This is a genomic window from Pseudomonas sp. LLC-1 (assembly GCF_002992185.1).
Taxonomy (GTDB): Bacteria; Pseudomonadota; Gammaproteobacteria; order Pseudomonadales; family Pseudomonadaceae; genus Aquipseudomonas; species Aquipseudomonas monteilii.
The window spans coordinates 1-17,597 of the sequence record NZ_LUVY01000001.1 but is presented as its reverse complement, the minus strand read 5'-3'; the positions used below and the strand labels follow the sequence as shown (position 1 = coordinate 17,597).

Genomic DNA, 17,597 nt, shown 5'->3' with positions numbered 1-17,597 from the left:
AAGATCAACAGCCAGATCAACAGCCAGCCAAGGCAAGGGCTTGCTTTATAGTATCGCGCTGGCAATCGACTTGAACTGATGGCACCGACCGGCGGATTGTAAGCACCGGAAGCAAATTCGCACCCATTTGCAGTTGCTCCACGCGACGTGGCGCCTTAGACTGCCGCCCCCTGTAAAAGAGTGCCGGTTGGCGCTTGAAGAATTCCGCTGCCGATGCCAAGGCGTCGGCGGCACATGAATCGCCCAAATGCACATTTTTTCATAGAGAAATCGATGACCAAGGAACAGTTGCTGGCCATGTCGGCCGATGACTACATGAACGCCGACCAGCTGGCCTTCTTCACTGAGCTGCTGCAGGCGATGAAAGTCGAAACCCATGAGCGCATCGAGCTCAGCCGCACCACCATCGAAGGCCTGGACACTCCGTCGGACCCTGCCGACGTGGCTTCGGTCGAAGAAGAGCGTAGCTGGCTGGTCAATGCCATCGACCGCGACCAGCGCCTGCTGCCACAGCTGGAAATGGCCCTGGACCGTATTGCCGACGAAAGCTTCGGCTGGTGCGATGACAGCGGTGAGCCGATTGGCTTGAAACGCCTGCTGATCAGCCCGACCACCAAGTACTGCATCGAAGCCCAGGAGCGCCACGAGCAGCTCGACCGCCACCAGCGCCAGGTATAACCCCGCGCGCGGTGCCAAGCCCCACGGAGCAATCCCTGGGGCTTTTTGCGTTCCTCGCTGACGCCGTTTTTGTTGCCCCGTGCGTAACACTGCTGTACCGGCATGCGCTGTTTCCTCGCCACGAGCAGGCGTATCATGACTATATCGTTAGGGTGCTAATTAAGTTCCGGAGGGAATGATGAATAGCCGAGTCGATGTAGCCGTGATGATTGGTTCGGGGGTGCCGCCCACCCTGCAAGCGCTGGGCAAACGCATCTGCTGGGTGGTGCTGGTCAATGGCGAACGCCGTGGTACTGCATTTGCCACCCGTGAAGAGGCGTTGGAATGCCAGGCCGCCTGGCAGCAACAACTGAAGAAAGGGCTGGCTGCCTGAAAATGTTTATTGCCTCTCGACGGGTTTCGGTGTTTTCGGGCATATTTGTCCTACAGTAATGCGCATCGGGATGCCCGGCCTTGTGTTCTTGCAGGCCCGCTTCCTTGGTTGCGCTTTCTGGCGAGTGATCTCAGGCATCACGCTTCCCACGCCGGGAATGAGCCAAACGCCTTCGGTTGAGGGCGAATCTGGCAAACCAGAGTAAAGATTCCTGCACGCTGCATCGTCAGCGGGCACAGACATTTCGTATATCGCTTTATTACTCTTTTCGCCTATCGATAAGAAATGGCCGTGCCTCCCCGAGCTTGGGTGAGGGCGGGTTGTAACCGGTTGAGGATTACTTCATTGGCAGTCAGCACTCTTGATACCCATGCATTGTTCGCCCTCGGCGACTTGCGCGGTAAATTGGCCCAACTGTTCCAGGGCCGCTTCATCTATGTCACCGAACAGAATCCAGAAGGCCTTTACATGGCCGAAATCGACACCGAAAGTGCACTGGTGGTCGATGACAAGCAACGTCTGGAGCTAAAAGTAGGCGACCACTTCCGCGCTGCCGTATTGCCCAGCCGTGAAGGTGGCAAGCTGGAAATGCGCTTTCGCGAAATCAAGTTGAATGTGTATGGCGTGGGCGATTACGCCTTCGTTTCGGTGCCGGAAGGCGAGGGCATCGTGTTTCGTGAGGGCCAGGGCGTGATGCTGGTGTTCGCCGCACAGCAGCAAGTGCAGGAAGGCCTGGGCAAGTTGCTCAAGGCGGTGACCGGCAAGGTTGCCAAATGGCGCAAGGGTGAACTGACCACCTTCAAGGCCAGTGAGTGACCGGCCCTGACGGTGCACCTGCCTCGCGGGCTGAATTTCATCGGCAGCATCAGGCGGATGCCGTGGCCGAGGCCGAACGTTTGCTGGCCAGGCGCGAGGAATTGCAAAGCACCTGGCTGAGCTGGGTGGCGGGTGAGCTCTACCGGCTCGGCCCACCGCCTTATGTCGCCATGGTCCGGCGGGAGCTGCAGCGCCTCAGCCAAAGGTGAGGCGCAACCTTCAGTTACCGCGGTCGCGACCGCTGCTAACCTCTTCGGGCACCGGCTCTTTCGACATGCGCTTACGGAACAGCGCCGCCCGCGCCAGCAAGAGCGTGGTGACCGGCACGGTGATCGACAGCAGGATCGGAATCAGCCAGGCGTGCAGCACAGGCGCGTCCTTGAGCCAGGAAAAGTAGATGATCGAGGCCAGCGCCACGCACCAGGCGCCGATGGTTGAGGCCAGTGCCGGTGGGTGCATACGCTGGAAGTAATCTTTCAGGCGTACCAGGCCTATGGCACCCACCAGGGCGAACAGGCTGCCGGTCAGCAGTAGCACGGCAGTGACCACCTCCAGCCAGAAGGGCAGTACCAAGGTTTCGGTCATTCGATCACCTCTCCGCGCAGCAGGAACTTGGCCAAGGCAAACGAGCCGACGAAGCCGAACAGCGCAATCAGCAGGGCACCTTCGAAGTAGGTGTCACTGGCGTAACGGATCCCCAGCACCAGCATGGTCAGCATGGCCAGGATATACAGGTAGTCCAGCGCCAGCACACGGTCCTGGGCGGACGGGCCACGGAACAGCCGGATCAGCGCCAGGCCCATGGCCAGGGCGAAGATGAACAGGCTGGCGAGGACAGCATTGGCGAGCAGGCCTGTCATTGGAAGATCTCCATCAGCGGGCGTTCGTAGGTGTCCTTGAAGTGCTGGATGAAGGCCGCTTCATCGTCCAGGTCGAACACATGCAGCAGCAAGACGCTGCGGTCCAGCGCCAGCTCGGACCAGACTGTGCCGGGCACCACCGTGGTGATCATCGAAAGTGCCGCCAGGCCGTGCGGGTCGCGCAATGCCAGCGGTATGTGCACGAACGCCGAGCGTGGCGGCTGCTTGCCGGCACGCAGTACGCCGCGGGCCACCAGCAGGTTGGAGACGATCACATCGATGCCGACCCGGCCGATCAGCCGGGCAATGACCAGCGGCCGACGCACGTGGGCATGCTGCGGACGCAACGGTGCCATCAGCAGCGGGGCCAGCACACCCAGTGCGGCGCCCAGCAGCAGATTGCCGGGGCTGACCGAGAGGTTCAGCAACAGCCAGAGGCCGAACAGCGAAACCGATAGCAACGGGGCGGGGAACAGTCGGTTCATGGCTGCACCTGTACGTCGAGCGAGGTGGGGCCAGGAATCGGCCGAGCGGCCATCACGGCTTCGATGTAGGCGTCCGGGGCCTGCAGGCTGGCGGCGGTGTCCTGGGTGTAGCGCAGCAATGGCTCGGCCTTGAGGCTAAGGACCATGCACAGGCCGAGCAGGATGACGATGGGCAGGCACTCATAGCGGCGCAGCACGGGTGACGGGCGCTCTTCGGGCTTCCAGAAGCGCTGTATGCCCACGCGACCGAAGGCGATCAGCGACGCCATACCGGACAGGATCAGCAGTGCCACCAGGCCCCAGCCTGCCGGGCTCAACGGTTGTTCGGCCGGCACGCCCAGGCCATGCGGGTTGAACAGCGCGCTGATCAGGTTGAGCTTGCCGACAAAGCCCGACAGTGGCGGCATGCCGATGATGAGCAGTGCGCACGCGATGAAGCTCAGGCCCAGGAACGCCATGGTCCATGGGATGATCTGGCCGATCACCACCTTCTGCTCGTCGTCGAGGTTGATACCCTTGGGCGGGTGCAGCGACTCCAGCGGGGGCGGCATCACGTCTTCTTCTTCGTCCAGGGGCGCCTCATTGGCCGAGCGTGAGCGTTCGACCAGTTCGGCGAGCAGGAACAGCGCGCACAGGGCCAGGGTGGAGTTGACCAGGTAGAACAGCGCCGCACCGGTCAGCGCCGCCTGGGCAAAGCCAACCGCGCCGAGCAGGGTGCCAGCCGAGACCAGGATACTGAGGGCTGCCATGCGCTCCAGGCGCTGTGCAGCCAGGATCGATACCGCAGCCACCGCCAGGGTGGCCAGGCCGCCGTATACCAGCCATTCGCCGCCGAAATGCGCCGAGGCCCCGGCCTGCCCGGAGAACAACAGTGTCCACAGGCGCAGCACGGCATACAGGCCGACCTTGGTCATGATGGCGAACAGCGCAGCCACGGGGGCGCTGGCCGAAGCGTAGGCGGGCACCAGCCAGAAGTTCAGCGGCCAGATACCGGCCTTGACCAGGAAGGCCATCGCCAGGATCGCCGCACCGGCGTGCAACAGGCCACGGTCGGCCTCTGGCACCAGGGGAATCTTCAGGGCTAGGTCGGCCATGTTCAGGGTGCCGGTCACGCCATACAGCATGGCAGCGCCGATCAGGAACAGCGACGAGGCGAACAGGTTGATGGCGATGTAGTGCAGGCCGGCCCGCACCCGGGCGCGGCCCGAGCCATGCAGCAGCAGGCCATAGGACGCGGCCAGCAGCACCTCGAAGAACACGAACAGGTTGAACAGGTCGGCCGTGAGGAAGGCGCCGTACAGGCCCATCAGCTGGATCTGGAACAGCGCATGGAAGCTTGCCCCGGCACCGTCCCACCGGGCGCGGGCAAACAGTAGCGCACTGAAGCCGATAACCCCGGTCAGGGTCAGCAGCAGGGCCGACAAGTGGTCCACGACCAGCACGATGCCGAACGGTGCCGGCCAGTTGCCCGGCAGGTAAACGCCGATCGACGCTGCCTGCCCCTGGGTGCGCACCCACAGCAGCAGGCTGACGGCGATTGCCAGGCCGGCGAAGGTCGACAGCAGGTTCAGGCGGGCCTTGATCTGCCGGTGCTTTTCACCCAGCAACAACATGACTGCGGCAGTGACCAGCGGCAGCAGGATAGGCGCAACGATCAGTTGACTCACTCCATTCATTCGTCACGCTCCCGGCCATCCACGTGGTCGGTACCGGTCAGGCCGCGCGAGGCCAGCAACACCACCAGAAACAGTGCGGTCATGGCAAAGCTGATGACGATGGCGGTAAGCACCAGCGCCTGCGGCAGCGGGTCGGTGTAGTGCAGCAGGTCCTGTGTGACGCCGTCCTTGATGATTGGCTCTTTGCCGATGAAGAGGCTGCCCATGCTGAAAATGAACAGGTTGACCCCGTACGACAGCAGGCACAGGCCCATGATGACCTGGTAGGTACGGGGGCGCAGGATCAGCCACACCCCCGAGGCGGCGAGCACGCCGATGGCGACTGCAATCACTTCTTCCATCAGGCGGCTCCTGCTTGGCTGGTTTTCGCCGGGTTGCCCGGGCGGTAAGCGCGCACCGACTGGTGCGCCAGGGCCGTGAGGATCAGCAAGGTCGAGCCGACCACCACGGTGTATACGCCGACGTCGAAGAACAGCGCGCTGGCCACATGCACATCACCCAGCAGCGGCAGGTGCAGGTGGGCAGTATGGGTAGTGAGGAACGGATAACCCAGCAGCATGGCGCCGACCCCGGTCAGGGTCGCGCACAGCAGCCCGGTGCCCATCCAGCGCAGCGGGCGCAGGCTCATCTGCGCTTCGACCCACTGGGTACCGGCCACCATGTACTGCAGGATGAACGCCACCGACATCACCAGTCCGGCGACAAAGCCGCCGCCCGGCTGGTTGTGACCCCGCATGAACAGGTACATCGAGACCAGTAGCGCGACGGGCAGCAGCAGGCGCACCAGCACGGCAGGCACCATCATGAAGCCCAGGGCGGTGTCGGTGGCATGCCGTGGGTTGATCAGGTCGGTGACCACGTCAGGCGCCAGTTGGCGCTGCTGCGCCGGCAGTTGCATGCTCTCTTTGGGGGGGCGGAAGCGGCGCAGCAGGGCGAACACGGTCAGCGCCACGGCCACCAGCACGGTGATTTCACCGAGGGTGTCGAAGCCGCGGAAGTCCACCAGCATCACGTTGACCACGTTGGTGCCGCCGCCCTGGGGCAGCGCACGGCTTAGGTAGAACGACGAGATGTCGTTGGGCGTTGGCCGGGTCAGCATGGCGTAGGACAGCACGGCCATGCCGCCACCCACCAGCACGGCCAGCAGCAGGTCGCGCAGGCGGCGCATGCGCGCCCGCTCCAGGCTACCCGGTAGTGGCGATACGCCTTCGATACGCCGTGGCAGCCAGCGCAGGCCCAGCAGGATCAGCACAGTCGTGACCACTTCCACCACCAGCTGGGTCAGGGCCAGGTCAGGCGCGGAGAACCAGACAAAGGTGATGCAGGTCATCAGGCCGCAGACACTGACCATGATCAGTGCCGCCAGGCGGTGGTACTTGGCCTGGTAGGCGGCGCCGATGGCGCAGGCAATGGCGATCAGCCACAGTGCGACGAACACGCCCGAGCCCGGAATTTTCGGCCGGTCGCCCCAGCTCAGCCCGCTGTAGAGCATGGGCGTGAGGCCTGCAAGAAAGGCGGCGACCACCAGCATGAACAGCTGCGATTGCAGGCGGCGAGAGGTGAACAGGCGCTCGACGCGACGCGCCAGCACCATCAGGTGAACCTGCCCGTGCTCGAACAGGCGCTTGCCGTTGAAGCGCTCGATCACCGGCGGGTAGGGGAAGCGGCCCAGGCGCAGCTGCTTGCGCAGCAGCAGGTAAAGCACGATACCGCCGCTCATGGCCACCAGGCTCATGATCAGCGGTGCGTTCCAGCCATGCCAGATCGCCAGGCTGTACTCCGGCAGGGTGCCGCCTACCACCGGTAGCGCCGCAGCGGCCAGCAGTGGGCCGACCGACTGGGCAGGGAAGATCCCCACCACCAGGCAGGTCAGCACCAGCAGCTCGACCGGCGCACGCATCCAGCGTGGCGGCTCGTGCGGGGTGTGGGGCAGGTCTTGGGCGGTCGGCCCGAAGAACACATCGACGGTAAAGCGCAGGGCATAGGCCACGCTGAAGGTGCCAGCCAGGGTGGCGATCACGGGCAGGGTGGCCTCGACCCACGCGGTGGAGCTGATGAATACGGTTTCGGCGAAGAACATTTCCTTGGACAGGAAGCCGTTCATCAGCGGCACGCCAGCCATCGAGGCGCTGGCCACCATGGCCAGTGTCGCGGTGTAGGGCACCAGGCGGATCAGGCCGCTGAGGCGGCGGATGTCGCGCGTACCGCTTTCGTGGTCGATGATGCCGGCGGCCATGAACAGCGAGGCCTTGAACGTGGCATGGTTGAGAATGTGGAACACCGCTGCAACGGCAGCCAGTGGGCTGTTCAGGCCCAGCAGCAGGGTAATCAGGCCCAGGTGGCTGATGGTCGAATAGGCCAGCAGGCCCTTGAGGTCGTTCTGGAACATGGCGGCGAACGCGCCGAGCAGCAGGGTGAGGGCACCGGCACCGCCGACGATCCAGAACCACTCTTCGCTGCCGGAAAGCACCGGCCACAGCCGCGCCAGCAGGAACACCCCGGCCTTGACCATGGTGGCAGAGTGCAAATAGGCCGATACCGGCGTGGGCGCTGCCATGGCGTGGGGCAGCCAGAACTGGAAGGGGAACTGTGCGCTCTTGCTCAGGGCGCCGATGAGAATCAGGGGCAGCAGCACCGGGTACAGCGCATGCTGGCGGATGGTATCGCCGGTAGCCAGGACCTTGTCCAGGTCGTAGCTGCCGACCACATGGCCGAGCAGCAGGGCCCCGACCAGCAGGCACAAGCCGCCTGCACCGGTCACCATCAGCGCCATGTAGGCACCACGGCGGGCGTCGGCGCGGTGGTGCCAGTAGCCAATCAGCAGGAAGGAGAACAGGCTGGTGAGCTCCCAGAAGAACACCAGCTGAATCAGGTTGCCGGAGATCACCAGGCCAAGCATGGCGCCCATGAAGGCCAGGAAGAAGGCGAAGAAGCGCGGTACCGGGTCTTGCGGTGACATGTAGTAGCGCGCGTACAGCGACACCAGCGTGCCGATGCCCAGTACCAGCAGCGAGAACAGCCAGGCGAAGCCGTCCATGCGCAGTACCAGGTTGAGCCCCAGGCTGGGCAGCCACAGGAACTCTTCGCGAATCACACCGCCATGGGCAACCTGGGGGTACAGCAGTGCTACCTGGACGGTACCGACCAGGGCTACGAGCCCGGCAAGAATGGACTCGGCGTTACGTGCGTTGTGCGGCAGCACGGCTGCCAGGCAACTGCCCACGAACGGCAGAAGCAATAGCACTATCAATGACATAGCGGCCTATTCTGGAGAAGTTTGCAAAGATCATACGTGTCGAGGGGGTGATCACCAACACGCAAGCTGTCGCAGAATCCTACAAACAGGCTGTGACAAGCTGTTTTTTTATAACATTTGTTTACAAAGCATAGCTGCTGTTAGCGACTTCACACCTCCGCCTGGCGTTCGCCTTCATTCTGTACATCGCGTGCCTCGGTGGCCTCGCGTGGTCGACGTACTTTGAGCTCGCTCACCACCACCGCGATCACGATCAGCAGGCCACCGAGCAGTGCCACGCCCGGCAGGCGTTCGCCCGCCAGGCGCCCTACGATCCCGGCCCACACTGGCTCACCGGCGTAGATGAGCGTGGCCCGGGTGGGGGAAACCGACTTTTGTGCCCAGTTCATCGCCACCTGGATGACTGCGCTCATGGCGCCCAGGCCTACGGCGCTGCCCAGCAGCAGCCAGGAGAAGTCGGGGATACGCTCCTGGGTTGGCACGATCATCAGAAACGCCAGCAACGACGCGGTCGCCAGTTGCACCACGGTAACCCGGCGCACGTCGACCTGGCCGGCGTAGCGGCTGATCAGGATGATTTCGCCGGCGATGGCCACTGCGCTGACCAAGGTGACCAGCTCGCCCTCGCTGAAATGCAGGCTGCCGCCTTCCGGCCCGGCCAGCAGCATCAGGCCGATGAACGCCAGGCAAATGCCGATGCTGGGCATCAGGCCAGGCCGTCGGCCCAGTACCAGCCACTGCAGCAGTGGCACGAACGGTACGTACAGTGCAGTGATAAACGCCGATTGGCTGCTGCTGATGGTTTGCAGGCCCATGGTTTGCAAGCCATAGCCGAGCATGATCGATACACCGATCAGCATGCCGGCCTTGAGCTCGGTGAAGGTCAGCCCGGGCAATGCCCGCGCCGAGACCACGCCCACGAACAGTGCAGCTGCAGCAAAGCGCAAGCCGACGAAGAACATCGGGCCGCTGACGGTCATCACGTTGTGCACCAGCAGGAAGGTGCCGCCCCACAACATGGTGATGAACACCAGCACCAGTTCAGCCTTGCTCAGGCGAAAGGTTACGGTGGGGGTCGGTTTGTTGCTGGCCTGGCTCATGGTCTTGCGCACTCGGAGGGGGCGGCGCACAATCGCCGCAAAGTGGGCAGTATACTGCGCAATCTCGACCAGTGAGCAATATAGTGCACAAAGATTCCGCGCACCGCGCATCGGTGCTTCAACATGTCAGCCTCAATGTGCGCAGCCTGCGCAACGCGGCTGGCATGAGCCAGACGACGTTGGCCGAGCGCTCCGGGGTTAGCCGGCGCATGCTGGTGGCGATCGAGGCGGGGGAAAAGAACGTCAGCCTGACCACGCTGGACTTGATCGCCGAAGCCTTGGGGGTGGCATTCAGTACCTTGATCCAGGCGCCTGATCGGCGTGATCCCGGGCGTATCGAAGAGCTGGCCTGGGCGGGTGAGCATCCGCAGAGCCGCGCAGTGTTGCTTGGCACCAGCCCGGCGCGGCGTGAGGTGGAGCTGTGGGAGTGGACCCTGGCGCCGGGTGAGTGCTATTCCAGCGAGGCCGATGCCGAAGGCTGGAGCGAGCAGATTTATGTGGCTGAAGGGCAGCTGACGTTGATCATCGAAGGGGTCGAGCGTCGTCTGCTGGTGGGGCAGTTCCATGTGTTCCCCAGCAACTGCCGGTATGCGTACCGCAATGATGGGGCGATGGCGGTGCGGTTCGTGCGTAATGTGGTGATTTGAGCCTGCAAGCTTTGGGGCTGATGCATAGCCCCAAAGCTTTCGAGCCGATCAGCCTTCAAGCAACTCATCGGTCTTCACGACCTTGGCATAGGCAAATGCCAGCGCCGCCATCGCCGAATCATGAACCTGCGCCGCCGGTATCTGCCTGCCGTCGAACGCCAGCGGCAGGGTCGCACAGGCATCGTGCACCACGGTCACCTGGTAACCCAGGTCGGCCGCAGCACGGGTGGCGGCATCGATGCACATATGGCTCATGCTGCCGACGATGGTCAGGGCCTCGACGCCATGTCGGTCCAGCGTGTGCTCAAGGTCGGTACCGAGGAAGGCGTTGACCTTGTGCTTGAGCACCACCGGCTCGCCTGCTGCCGGTTCGACCTTGGAATGGATCGCCGAACCCTGCGAGCCCGGTGCAAAGAAGGGTGCATCGGCACTGTCGAACTCATGGCGCACATGCACCACCAGGTCGCCGCGCTGGCGTGCGGCTGCCAGCAGCCGGGCAGCGTTGTCGGCCGCCTGGTCGGCGCCATCGAGGGTCCATTTGCCGCCCGGGAAATAGTCGTTCTGGATGTCGATGATGATCAGCGCCTGCTTGCTCATGCTGCCTCCTGTGGCAGTAGTCGTTGGTAGGCGTTAGTTATAGGCTGTGTGCACGAACCTGAGGATTGGCGCGAACGACACTATGCGGGCAAAAACTGACATCCCTGCCAGCCTGGACATCGGCCTGCTGCTGTACCCTGGCGTGCAGCGCGCGGCCGTATATGGCCTGGCCGACCTGTTCCTGGTGGCCAACCGGGTTGCGGCCGAACTGGGGGCTGTCGAGCTGCCGCACATTCGCGTCAGCTTCTGGCAGGCCGATGAGGCAGGGCAGTTGCTGCCAGCCCCGGATAGCTCAGCGACTGCTGCACCGGGCCTGGGTGTATTGATCATTCCGCCAAGCCTGGAGTCGGCCCCGCAAGCCGAGCTGCTTGACCGTCACCGCGCGTCGCTGTGCCAGTTGCACGGGCGCGGTACGGTGCTGGCGTCGGTTTGCATCGGGGTGTTTTTCATTGCCGCCAGTGGGCTGCTCGACGGGCGCCCGGCCTGCACCCACTGGAACTACGTGCATGCCCTGGCCCAGCGCTTCCCCAAGGTGCGGGTAGAGGCCCGGCAGCCGTTGCTGGACGACGGCGATATCGTGACCTCGGCAGGGTTGATGGCCTGGACTGACCTGGGCTTGCGCCTGCTGGAGCGATTTCTTGGGGCGACGGTGGCGCGAGAGACCGCTCGCTATCTGGCAGTCGAGCCGACGACAGCGCCCTTGCCCGGAGCACTGTTCAGCCCGCGCCTGGACCACGGCGACGAGGCCGTGTTGAAGGTGCAACATTGGTTGCAGGGTAATGGCGGGCAGGAGGCTGACCTTGCGGCGATGGCTGCGTGCGCGGGGCTGGAAGCGCGCACGTTCCTGCGGCGCTTTCGTGCCGCCACCGGGCTGCGTCCGACCGAGTATTGCCAGCAGGTGAGGGTAGGGCGAGCCTGCCGTTTGCTGGAGTTCACCCGGCGCAACGTCGAACAGATTGCCTGGGGTGTCGGTTACCAGGACCCGGGTGCGTTTCGCAAGGTGTTCCAGCGCATTACCGGCCTGACCCCGAGTGACTACCGGCGGCGTTTTGCGGTATCAGGTGAGGGTGCGCATAAACCCCTTGACCTTGACTTTACTTGAGGTTTTACCCTGCTCGGCATCGCGCTGCATGCGTCCATTACCAGGAGACCGCCGATGTCGGCAAGCCCTAATGCCCTTTGGTTCACCCAGATGATCGAGTACGAAGTGCCCAGCATGTGCCAACAAGCATTGGCTCAGGCCTTGGTGGCGCGCAGCGAAGCGCTTGCTGCGCGCTGTGAAGGGCTGCAGGGTGTCAGTGTCCAGGCCAGTGACGATGGCAGCCGGGTGCTGCAATACCTGCAATGGCAGTCACGCCAGGCCTGGTCGGCGGCGGCCGAGTACTTCGTTGAAGAGCCCTTCCTTGAGCTGCTGGGGCAGCATCAGGCGCGTGGGGTGAACTTTGCAGCCTACCAGACGCTGCGCAGCCTGGTGCGCGGCACCGATGGCGGCCTGCATTGTGAGGTGGGCGAGCTTCAGGCATACCAAGGCGCGTAATGCGGGTAGCGGTCCAGTCGGGCACCGATGACCATTTCGCTGATCCAGGCTGCCAGGATCGAGCTGTAGGCTTTCTGGCTCTGTTCGCTGGACAGCGCGTGGTCGGCCCCGTCGACGATGCGATGGGCGAGCGAATGGGCGCTGATGAATGCCGAGCGGTAGCTCATCAGTGTGCTGTGCGGTACATAGTCGTCCTGTTCGGACTCTACCAGCAAGACGTCCCCGTCGAACTCGGCGCACGCTGCCAGTGCACGGTTGTCCGCCGGGCCAAGCGATTGCTGCCGGTAGGCGTTCAGGCGTTGGCGGTCGAGGGTTTGCTTAGGGGTGTTCCATTCGTCGTCCCAATACATGGCGGGTACCCGCAGGGCCAGCCACTTGACTGGCCGTTCGCGGGTCAGCAGCGTTGCCAGGTAGCCACCATAACTGCTGCCGATGATGGCGATGGCGCTACTGTCCACGGCTGGATGGCTCAGCAGCCGGTCGTAGGCCACCATCAGGTCATGCAGGTTTTGTTCACGCGTGACTGTCAGGCGTTGGCTTTCGGTCTTTTCGTGCCCGCGAAGGTCGAAGGTCATGCACACGCAGCCCAGTCCGGTGATGTGCCGGGCCCGGGCCAGATCACGCTGCTGGCTTCCGCCCCAACCGTGCACGAAGAGGATGCCCGGCATCTTGCTGCCGGGGCTGACCAGGGTGCCGACAATGCTGTCGTTGTCGACTTGCAGTTCAACGGTTTCACTCTGAACGGCCATGTTCGCGAATCCGTGCAAATTTGCTGAATTGTCCGAGTTCACTGTCGTTTCCTTGGTAGAAGAGGGTGGCATCAGCGGGCAGGTCGGGCGTGCCGAACACTTCGTGGGTGGAGGCATGCACCTGCTGCAATGCCGGGTCATCGGCAAATGCCTGCAGGGCCAGCAACTCGGCACTGCTGGCACCGCCCAAGCGCCAGGATTGCTCAAGCACACCGCTACGCAGGTGGCCCTGAGGGCTCAGGCCGCGAGCGATGTCGTAGTTGCGCCGCGAGGCGATGAAGCCAGGGAAGTGCTGCTCGGCAGCCTGCTCGTAGGTCATGGCCTGGTTGATCGCCAGGCGCAGGTGGTCTTCCAGGGGGAGTTGCAGCAGCGCCTGATAGTCGCCACGTACCACCACAAGGTCGGAGCCGCCATACACCTCGATGCCCTGGTGGTCATGGGTCAGCTGTTGGGTACCGTAATAGCTGCATGTCAGCCCCGCGACGCGCACTTGGCCGACGCTGAAGGTTTTTACGTCGTTCAGGTCTTCTTCGAGTACCAGCCCCCACACGGCCAGCGCCTGTTCGTCCATATCGTCCAGTAGGGGTTCCAATGCGTCCGCAGTGCTGATGACCTGTTGTCCGCGGCCTGCGCTCGCCAGTACCGGCTTGACCCGTAGCGGGCCGTCGAGCAGCAGCAACTGTGCGGCAGTGCGCGCATCGGCTTTGCTGAACACGGTGTAGCCGCGCAGCAGTGCGTCACAAGCCTGTTGGGCGAAGGCATCGGTCCAGCCCGGTGGGAAGCTGGCCTTGGCCGGCAGCGGGTGGGAGATTGCCTTGGTCGCCATGTGGGGGTAGGACACCAGGCCGCCAAACAGGTCCTGTTCGCCAAGAATACCCAGGGCGGTATAGCGCCTGTGGTCGATCAGGGTCTCGGTGGGCACGAAGTAGTAGTTATCGTTGGCGTTGGCCTGCTGCCTAGGCACATGTGGACAACCCAGCAGGCGGGCGAGGCCGTCGGCAAGCTTGAGGTGCACGGCGTGCTCATGCTCGGGCGTTTGCTCGCGGGTGTCGAGCAGCACCACGCCGGTTTTCGAATGCCAGGCATTGGGCATGGTCATTTGCCTGTGGGCAGTGAGTGTACTGTGTGTGAAGCCGCCCCTTTGCGGAAGTTCAGCGGGACTTGATCGGTGGTCCTGAGCTCCTTGTAGGAAGTGTCTGATTAGCGCAAGGCGTGGCGGGCAATGCATGCCGTGTCTTGGTCGTCGCGATTGCAGGGTTCTGGCGGCTGTTCCATTATCGGCACATTGGATCAACCGTGATGTTGCCGCAGGAGAGCGCATGAACGTCCAGACCACCCTTGAGCAAAGCGTGCCACAGCGCCTGGCGCGCGTGCGCCAGGCCATGGCGGCAGAGGGCATCGATGCCTTGCTGGTGCCTTCGGCCGACCCCCACCTTTCCGAATACCTGCCCGGTTACTGGCAGGGGCGTCAGTGGCTCTCGGGTTTCCACGGCTCGGTCGGCACACTGGTAGTTACCCCGGGGTTTGCCGGCTTGTGGGTCGATAGCCGCTACTGGGAGCAGGCGGAACATGAGTTGGCTGGCAGCGGCATTGAGCTGATGAAGCTTTTGCCGGGCAAACCCGGGGCACTGGAGTGGCTGGGTGAAAACGTCGAGCTCAACGGCAGTGTCGCGGTGGATGGTGCGGTCATGGCGTTGGCTTCGGCGCGCCAGTTGGTCGAGCGGTTGAAAGTGCGTGGTGCGCGGTTGGTGACTGACAAGGACTTGCTGGGGCAGGTCTGGGATGGGCGCCCGGCGTTGCCCGGCAACCCGGTGTACCAGCACTTGCCGCCTCATGCCACGGTGAACCGGGCGGAAAAACTCGCGCAGTTGCGCCAGGGCATGCAAGCCAAGGGCGCGGACTGGCATTTCATTGCTACCCTCGATGACATCGCCTGGCTGTTCAACCTGCGTGGCAGCGATGTTTCCTACAACCCGGTGTTCCTGGCCTTTGCCTTGATCAATCAGCAGCAGGCCATCCTGTTCGTTGGCCAGGACAAGATGGATGCGCATTTGCGCCAAGTGCTGGCAGTCGACGGCATCGAGGTGCGCGACTACAGCGAGGCTGGCAAGGCTTTAGGTGCCGTACCGGCCGGTAGCAGGTTGCTGGTGGACCCGGCACGGGTCACCTGTGGCCTGCTGGAAAACCGTTCGGCAGAGGTTGTGCTGATCGAGGGGATCAACCCCACCACCCTGAGCAAGTCATGCAAAGGTGATGAAGATCTGGTTCACATCCGTCAGGTCATGGAGCAGGACGGTGCTGCCTTGTGCGAATTCTTCGCCTGGTTCGAGGCCAGCCTGGGCAAAGAGACAATCACCGAGCTGACGATTGACGAGCGACTGAGTGCCGCCCGTGCCCGGCGCCCGGGTTTCGTATCGCTGAGTTTCTCGACCATTGCTGCCTTCAATGGCAACGGTGCCATGCCGCATTACCGCGCTACCGAGCAGTCGCACGCGGTCATCGAGGGCGACGGGCTTTTGCTGATCGATTCGGGCGGGCAGTACCTGGGCGGCACCACCGACATCACACGCATGGTGCCGGTGGGCAACCCCAGCCACCCGCAGAAGCAGGATTGCACCCGGGTACTCAAGGGCATGATTGCCCTGTCGCGTGCCACCTTTCCGCGTGGGGTGCTGTCGCCGTTGCTCGACGCCATTGCTCGTGCACCGATCTGGGCAGACCAGGTGGATTACGGCCACGGTACCGGGCATGGGGTGGGCTACTTCATGAATGTGCATGAAGGGCCACAGGTCATTGCCTACCAGGCGGCACCTGCACCGCAGACGGCGATGCAGGCGGGCATGATCAGCTCGATCGAGCCAGGTACGTATCGCCCGGGGCAATGGGGTGTACGCATCGAGAACCTGGTGGTCAATCGCGAAGCCGGCAAGAGTGCATTTGGCGACTTCCTGAACTTCGAGACGTTGACATTGTGCCCGATCGACACCCGGTGCCTGCTAGCCGAACAGCTGTCAAAAGAAGAGGTGGAGTGGTTGAACCGCTATCACGCCACGGTGCGTGAGCGCCTGGCGCCGTTACTCAAGGATGACGCTTTGGTCTGGCTAGAAACGCGTACCGCGCCGCTGTAACGGCAAATGAAAAGGGCAGCTTGTGAGCTGCCCTTTTTCCTACTTGCAGATGACGATCATGCTGCGGCTGGTGTAACCCGCCGGGTTGATGCCGAACAAGTAGTCGCCGGCTTCTTCATCGCTGTCGCCCGAGCGTGCGATTACCCGGTAGCCGCGTGTGCTGCAAGAGCTCGCGGCTTTGCTGTAGCAGTTGTCCCACGAAGAGGAAAGGCCGGAGCAGTTGATATGCAGGCCCTTCTTGCCCCTCTTGACCTCAGTCTTGGCCGTGGCGGCACATCCAGCAATAGCCAAGATGGCCAGGATGAGAAAAATACGTTTCATTCCTGTCCTTAAATGCAGGGCCGATCAGCTGTCGTCTGGCCCTGTCGTTATCGCTTCGGTTCTTCCTGAAATTTCCCCAGCGTCCCTGTTCGGTCCAGTAGATAGCGTAAAGATGATGATTCTGTGACAGCTTAATCAGCGAGACGGATCGCTACAATCCTTAATCCTGTCTCAAATGAAAATATTTCTCATATCAGTCTGCCGCGACGGCTGGGGTGGGCTCCTTGCGCATGGAGAGCGTGGTGCCGACAGAGGCCGTAATGATTGCCAGAATCGCCAGCCATTGGGTAACCGTCAGCACTTCGCCCAGGAAGAGCAGGCCGGACAACGCCCCGAACGCCGGTTCGATGCTCATCAGGGTGCCGAAGGTGCGAGCCGGAATGCGCGTGAGGGCAACCATCTCCAGGCTGTAGGGCAGCGCTGTGGACAGTATCGCCACGCCCAGCGCCATGGGGATGACAGCGGGCGTGAGCAGCGCACTGCCCGCGTGGACAATGCCGATGGGGGCGACGAACAGTGCAGCGACCACCACGCCGAGCGCGGCGCTCTGGATGCCGTGTTCGGCCCCGGCACGCTGGCCGAACAGAATGTACAGGGCCCAGCACACGCCAGCACCCAGCGCGTAGATAGCACCGGCCGGGTCGAGTGCCTGGCCACTGTGCCCTGCTGGCAGCAACAGCAGCAGGCCGGCGATGGCCAGGGCAATCCACAGAAAGTCGATTGGCCGGCGTGAAGAGAAGATCGCCACGGCGAGCGGCCCGGTGAACTCCAGTGCAACGGCAATGCCGATGGGCACCGTTTGCAGCGCCATATAGAAGAGGAAGTTCATGCCACCCAGGGCCATGCCATAGATGACCACGTTACGCAGGGTGTTGGCGGTCATGCGTACCCGCCACGGGCGCAATATAAGCAGCATGATGATGCTGGCGAATATCAGGCGCAGGGCGGTGGTGCCTTGTGCGCCGATAATGGGAAACATGCTTTTGGCCAGGGAGGCACCCGATTGAATCGATGCCATGGCGATAAGCAGCAGCCCAATCGGGAAGAGGGTGGCGGCCAGGCTGCGGGGCTGGGTGTTCATTTCTGTGCGGCGATCCTTGGGCGGGGTGGGTGATGAGCAATATAGTGCGCAATTGATGGGGCGCGTGGTAGCCCTGAAGCGCCTTCGGCATAAATATTTCAAAACATTGAAATTAAGGGTTGACCTCCTTGAAGGCGGCCCTATAATGCGCACCACTCCAACGCGGTAGCGAAGCAAAGCTAGCCACCCTGTTGAGTCAAGTGTTTGAAGCTAAACGAGTTTCTCGCAAAAAACTTCAAAATAAACGCTTGACAGGCTCTGAGGAAAGCGTATAATGCGCGCCTCGGTTGAGG

General features: G+C 62.8%; 20 protein-coding genes. 8 read left to right on the top strand and 12 right to left on the bottom strand.

Annotated features, from left to right (window positions below; genetic code table 11):
• Positions 1-273: 273 nt before the first annotated feature.
• From A0O30_RS00100 to A0O30_RS00085, 4 genes are all read left to right on the top strand, one after another.
• Positions 274-678, top strand: a complete 405-nt coding sequence (locus A0O30_RS00100) for a TraR/DksA family transcriptional regulator (protein WP_003250099.1) — start codon at positions 274-276, stop codon at positions 676-678.
• A 178-nt stretch (positions 679-856) separates the two neighbouring features.
• A complete protein-coding gene (locus A0O30_RS00095; RefSeq protein ID WP_105945145.1) occupies positions 857-1,051 on the top strand; it encodes a hypothetical protein in 195 nt (64 codons plus the stop codon).
• A gap of 345 nt (positions 1,052-1,396) precedes the next feature.
• The gene (locus A0O30_RS00090; protein ID WP_060500527.1) at positions 1,397-1,867 is read left to right on the top strand and encodes a hypothetical protein; all 471 of its coding nucleotides are present in this window, start codon (positions 1,397-1,399) and stop codon (positions 1,865-1,867) included.
• Positions 1,864-2,076: a hypothetical protein gene (locus A0O30_RS00085; protein ID WP_105945144.1), complete on the top strand. Its 213-nt coding sequence runs from the start codon at positions 1,864-1,866 to the stop codon at positions 2,074-2,076. Before A0O30_RS00090 ends, A0O30_RS00085 begins: the two co-directional genes overlap by 4 nt.
• Before the next feature lie 10 nt (positions 2,077-2,086).
• Here A0O30_RS00085 and A0O30_RS00080 read toward each other — a convergent pair whose 3' ends face one another.
• The 7 genes from A0O30_RS00080 to A0O30_RS00050 all read right to left on the bottom strand — a co-directional run bounded on the left by A0O30_RS00080 (position 2,087) and on the right by A0O30_RS00050 (position 9,244).
• Entirely contained in the window at positions 2,087-2,452 is a 366-nt protein-coding gene (locus A0O30_RS00080; protein WP_016714985.1) for a Na+/H+ antiporter subunit G, read from the bottom strand.
• A complete protein-coding gene (locus tag A0O30_RS00075) occupies positions 2,449-2,727 on the bottom strand; it encodes a K+/H+ antiporter subunit F (protein WP_003250109.1) in 279 nt (92 codons plus the stop codon). The genes A0O30_RS00080 and A0O30_RS00075 overlap by 4 nt, the downstream gene beginning before the upstream one ends.
• Positions 2,724-3,212, bottom strand: coding sequence for a Na+/H+ antiporter subunit E (locus tag A0O30_RS00070; protein WP_019098773.1), 489 nt, complete (start codon positions 3,210-3,212; stop codon positions 2,724-2,726). The genes A0O30_RS00075 and A0O30_RS00070 overlap by 4 nt, the downstream gene beginning before the upstream one ends.
• Positions 3,209-4,888 (bottom strand): monovalent cation/H+ antiporter subunit D, encoded by a 1,680-nt coding sequence (locus A0O30_RS00065; RefSeq protein ID WP_105945143.1) that lies wholly within the window; start codon positions 4,886-4,888, stop codon positions 3,209-3,211. Before A0O30_RS00065 ends, A0O30_RS00070 begins: the two co-directional genes overlap by 4 nt.
• Positions 4,885-5,229 carry a Na+/H+ antiporter subunit C gene (locus tag A0O30_RS00060; protein ID WP_003250128.1) on the bottom strand — a complete coding sequence of 115 codons (345 nt, stop codon included), beginning with the start codon at positions 5,227-5,229 and terminating at the stop codon, positions 4,885-4,887. Before A0O30_RS00060 ends, A0O30_RS00065 begins: the two co-directional genes overlap by 4 nt.
• Positions 5,229-8,144: a monovalent cation/H+ antiporter subunit A gene (locus A0O30_RS00055; RefSeq protein WP_105945142.1), complete on the bottom strand. Its 2,916-nt coding sequence runs from the start codon at positions 8,142-8,144 to the stop codon at positions 5,229-5,231. Before A0O30_RS00055 ends, A0O30_RS00060 begins: the two co-directional genes overlap by 1 nt.
• 149 nt (positions 8,145-8,293) lie before the next feature.
• On the bottom strand, positions 8,294-9,244 hold the full coding sequence (locus A0O30_RS00050; protein ID WP_105945141.1) for a DMT family transporter: 951 nt from the start codon (positions 9,242-9,244) through the stop codon (positions 8,294-8,296).
• 83 nt (positions 9,245-9,327) lie between these two features.
• Here A0O30_RS00050 and A0O30_RS00045 point away from each other — a divergent pair, with 83 nt between their 5' ends.
• Positions 9,328-9,891 (top strand): helix-turn-helix domain-containing protein, encoded by a 564-nt coding sequence (locus tag A0O30_RS00045; protein ID WP_105945140.1) that lies wholly within the window; start codon positions 9,328-9,330, stop codon positions 9,889-9,891.
• A gap of 48 nt (positions 9,892-9,939) precedes the next feature.
• Here the strand turns inward: A0O30_RS00045 and A0O30_RS00040 are convergent, their stop codons facing one another.
• Positions 9,940-10,488 carry a cysteine hydrolase family protein gene (locus A0O30_RS00040; protein WP_105945139.1) on the bottom strand — a complete coding sequence of 183 codons (549 nt, stop codon included), beginning with the start codon at positions 10,486-10,488 and terminating at the stop codon, positions 9,940-9,942.
• Positions 10,489-10,570: 82 nt separating this feature from the next.
• On the opposite strand from A0O30_RS00040, the gene A0O30_RS00035 reads away from it, so the two are divergent.
• Together A0O30_RS00035 and A0O30_RS00030 are read left to right on the top strand one after the other, a co-directional pair.
• Positions 10,571-11,590 (top strand): GlxA family transcriptional regulator, encoded by a 1,020-nt coding sequence (locus A0O30_RS00035; RefSeq protein WP_105945138.1) that lies wholly within the window; start codon positions 10,571-10,573, stop codon positions 11,588-11,590.
• A 54-nt stretch (positions 11,591-11,644) separates the two neighbouring features.
• A complete protein-coding gene (locus A0O30_RS00030) occupies positions 11,645-12,025 on the top strand; it encodes an antibiotic biosynthesis monooxygenase (protein WP_105945137.1) in 381 nt (126 codons plus the stop codon).
• On the opposite strand, the gene A0O30_RS00025 is transcribed toward A0O30_RS00030, so the two are convergent.
• Together A0O30_RS00025 and A0O30_RS00020 are read right to left on the bottom strand one after the other, a co-directional pair.
• On the bottom strand, positions 12,004-12,774 hold the full coding sequence (locus A0O30_RS00025; RefSeq protein WP_105945136.1) for a S9 family peptidase: 771 nt from the start codon (positions 12,772-12,774) through the stop codon (positions 12,004-12,006). The genes A0O30_RS00030 and A0O30_RS00025 overlap by 22 nt on opposite strands.
• Complete coding sequence (locus A0O30_RS00020; RefSeq protein ID WP_105945135.1) at positions 12,758-13,873, bottom strand: DUF3182 family protein; 1,116 nt, start codon at positions 13,871-13,873, stop codon at positions 12,758-12,760. Before A0O30_RS00020 ends, A0O30_RS00025 begins: the two co-directional genes overlap by 17 nt.
• A 220-nt stretch (positions 13,874-14,093) precedes the next feature.
• On the opposite strand from A0O30_RS00020, the gene A0O30_RS00015 reads away from it, so the two are divergent.
• Positions 14,094-15,902 carry an aminopeptidase P family protein gene (locus A0O30_RS00015; protein WP_105945134.1) on the top strand — a complete coding sequence of 603 codons (1,809 nt, stop codon included), beginning with the start codon at positions 14,094-14,096 and terminating at the stop codon, positions 15,900-15,902.
• A gap of 39 nt (positions 15,903-15,941) precedes the next feature.
• Here the strand turns inward: A0O30_RS00015 and A0O30_RS00010 are convergent, their stop codons facing one another.
• Positions 15,942-16,223 (bottom strand): hypothetical protein, encoded by a 282-nt coding sequence (locus A0O30_RS00010; RefSeq protein ID WP_016714998.1) that lies wholly within the window; start codon positions 16,221-16,223, stop codon positions 15,942-15,944.
• Between the two features lie 193 nt (positions 16,224-16,416).
• Positions 16,417-17,304, bottom strand: coding sequence for a threonine/homoserine exporter RhtA (gene rhtA / locus A0O30_RS00005; protein WP_105945133.1), 888 nt, complete (start codon positions 17,302-17,304; stop codon positions 16,417-16,419).
• Positions 17,305-17,597 lie beyond the last annotated feature (293 nt).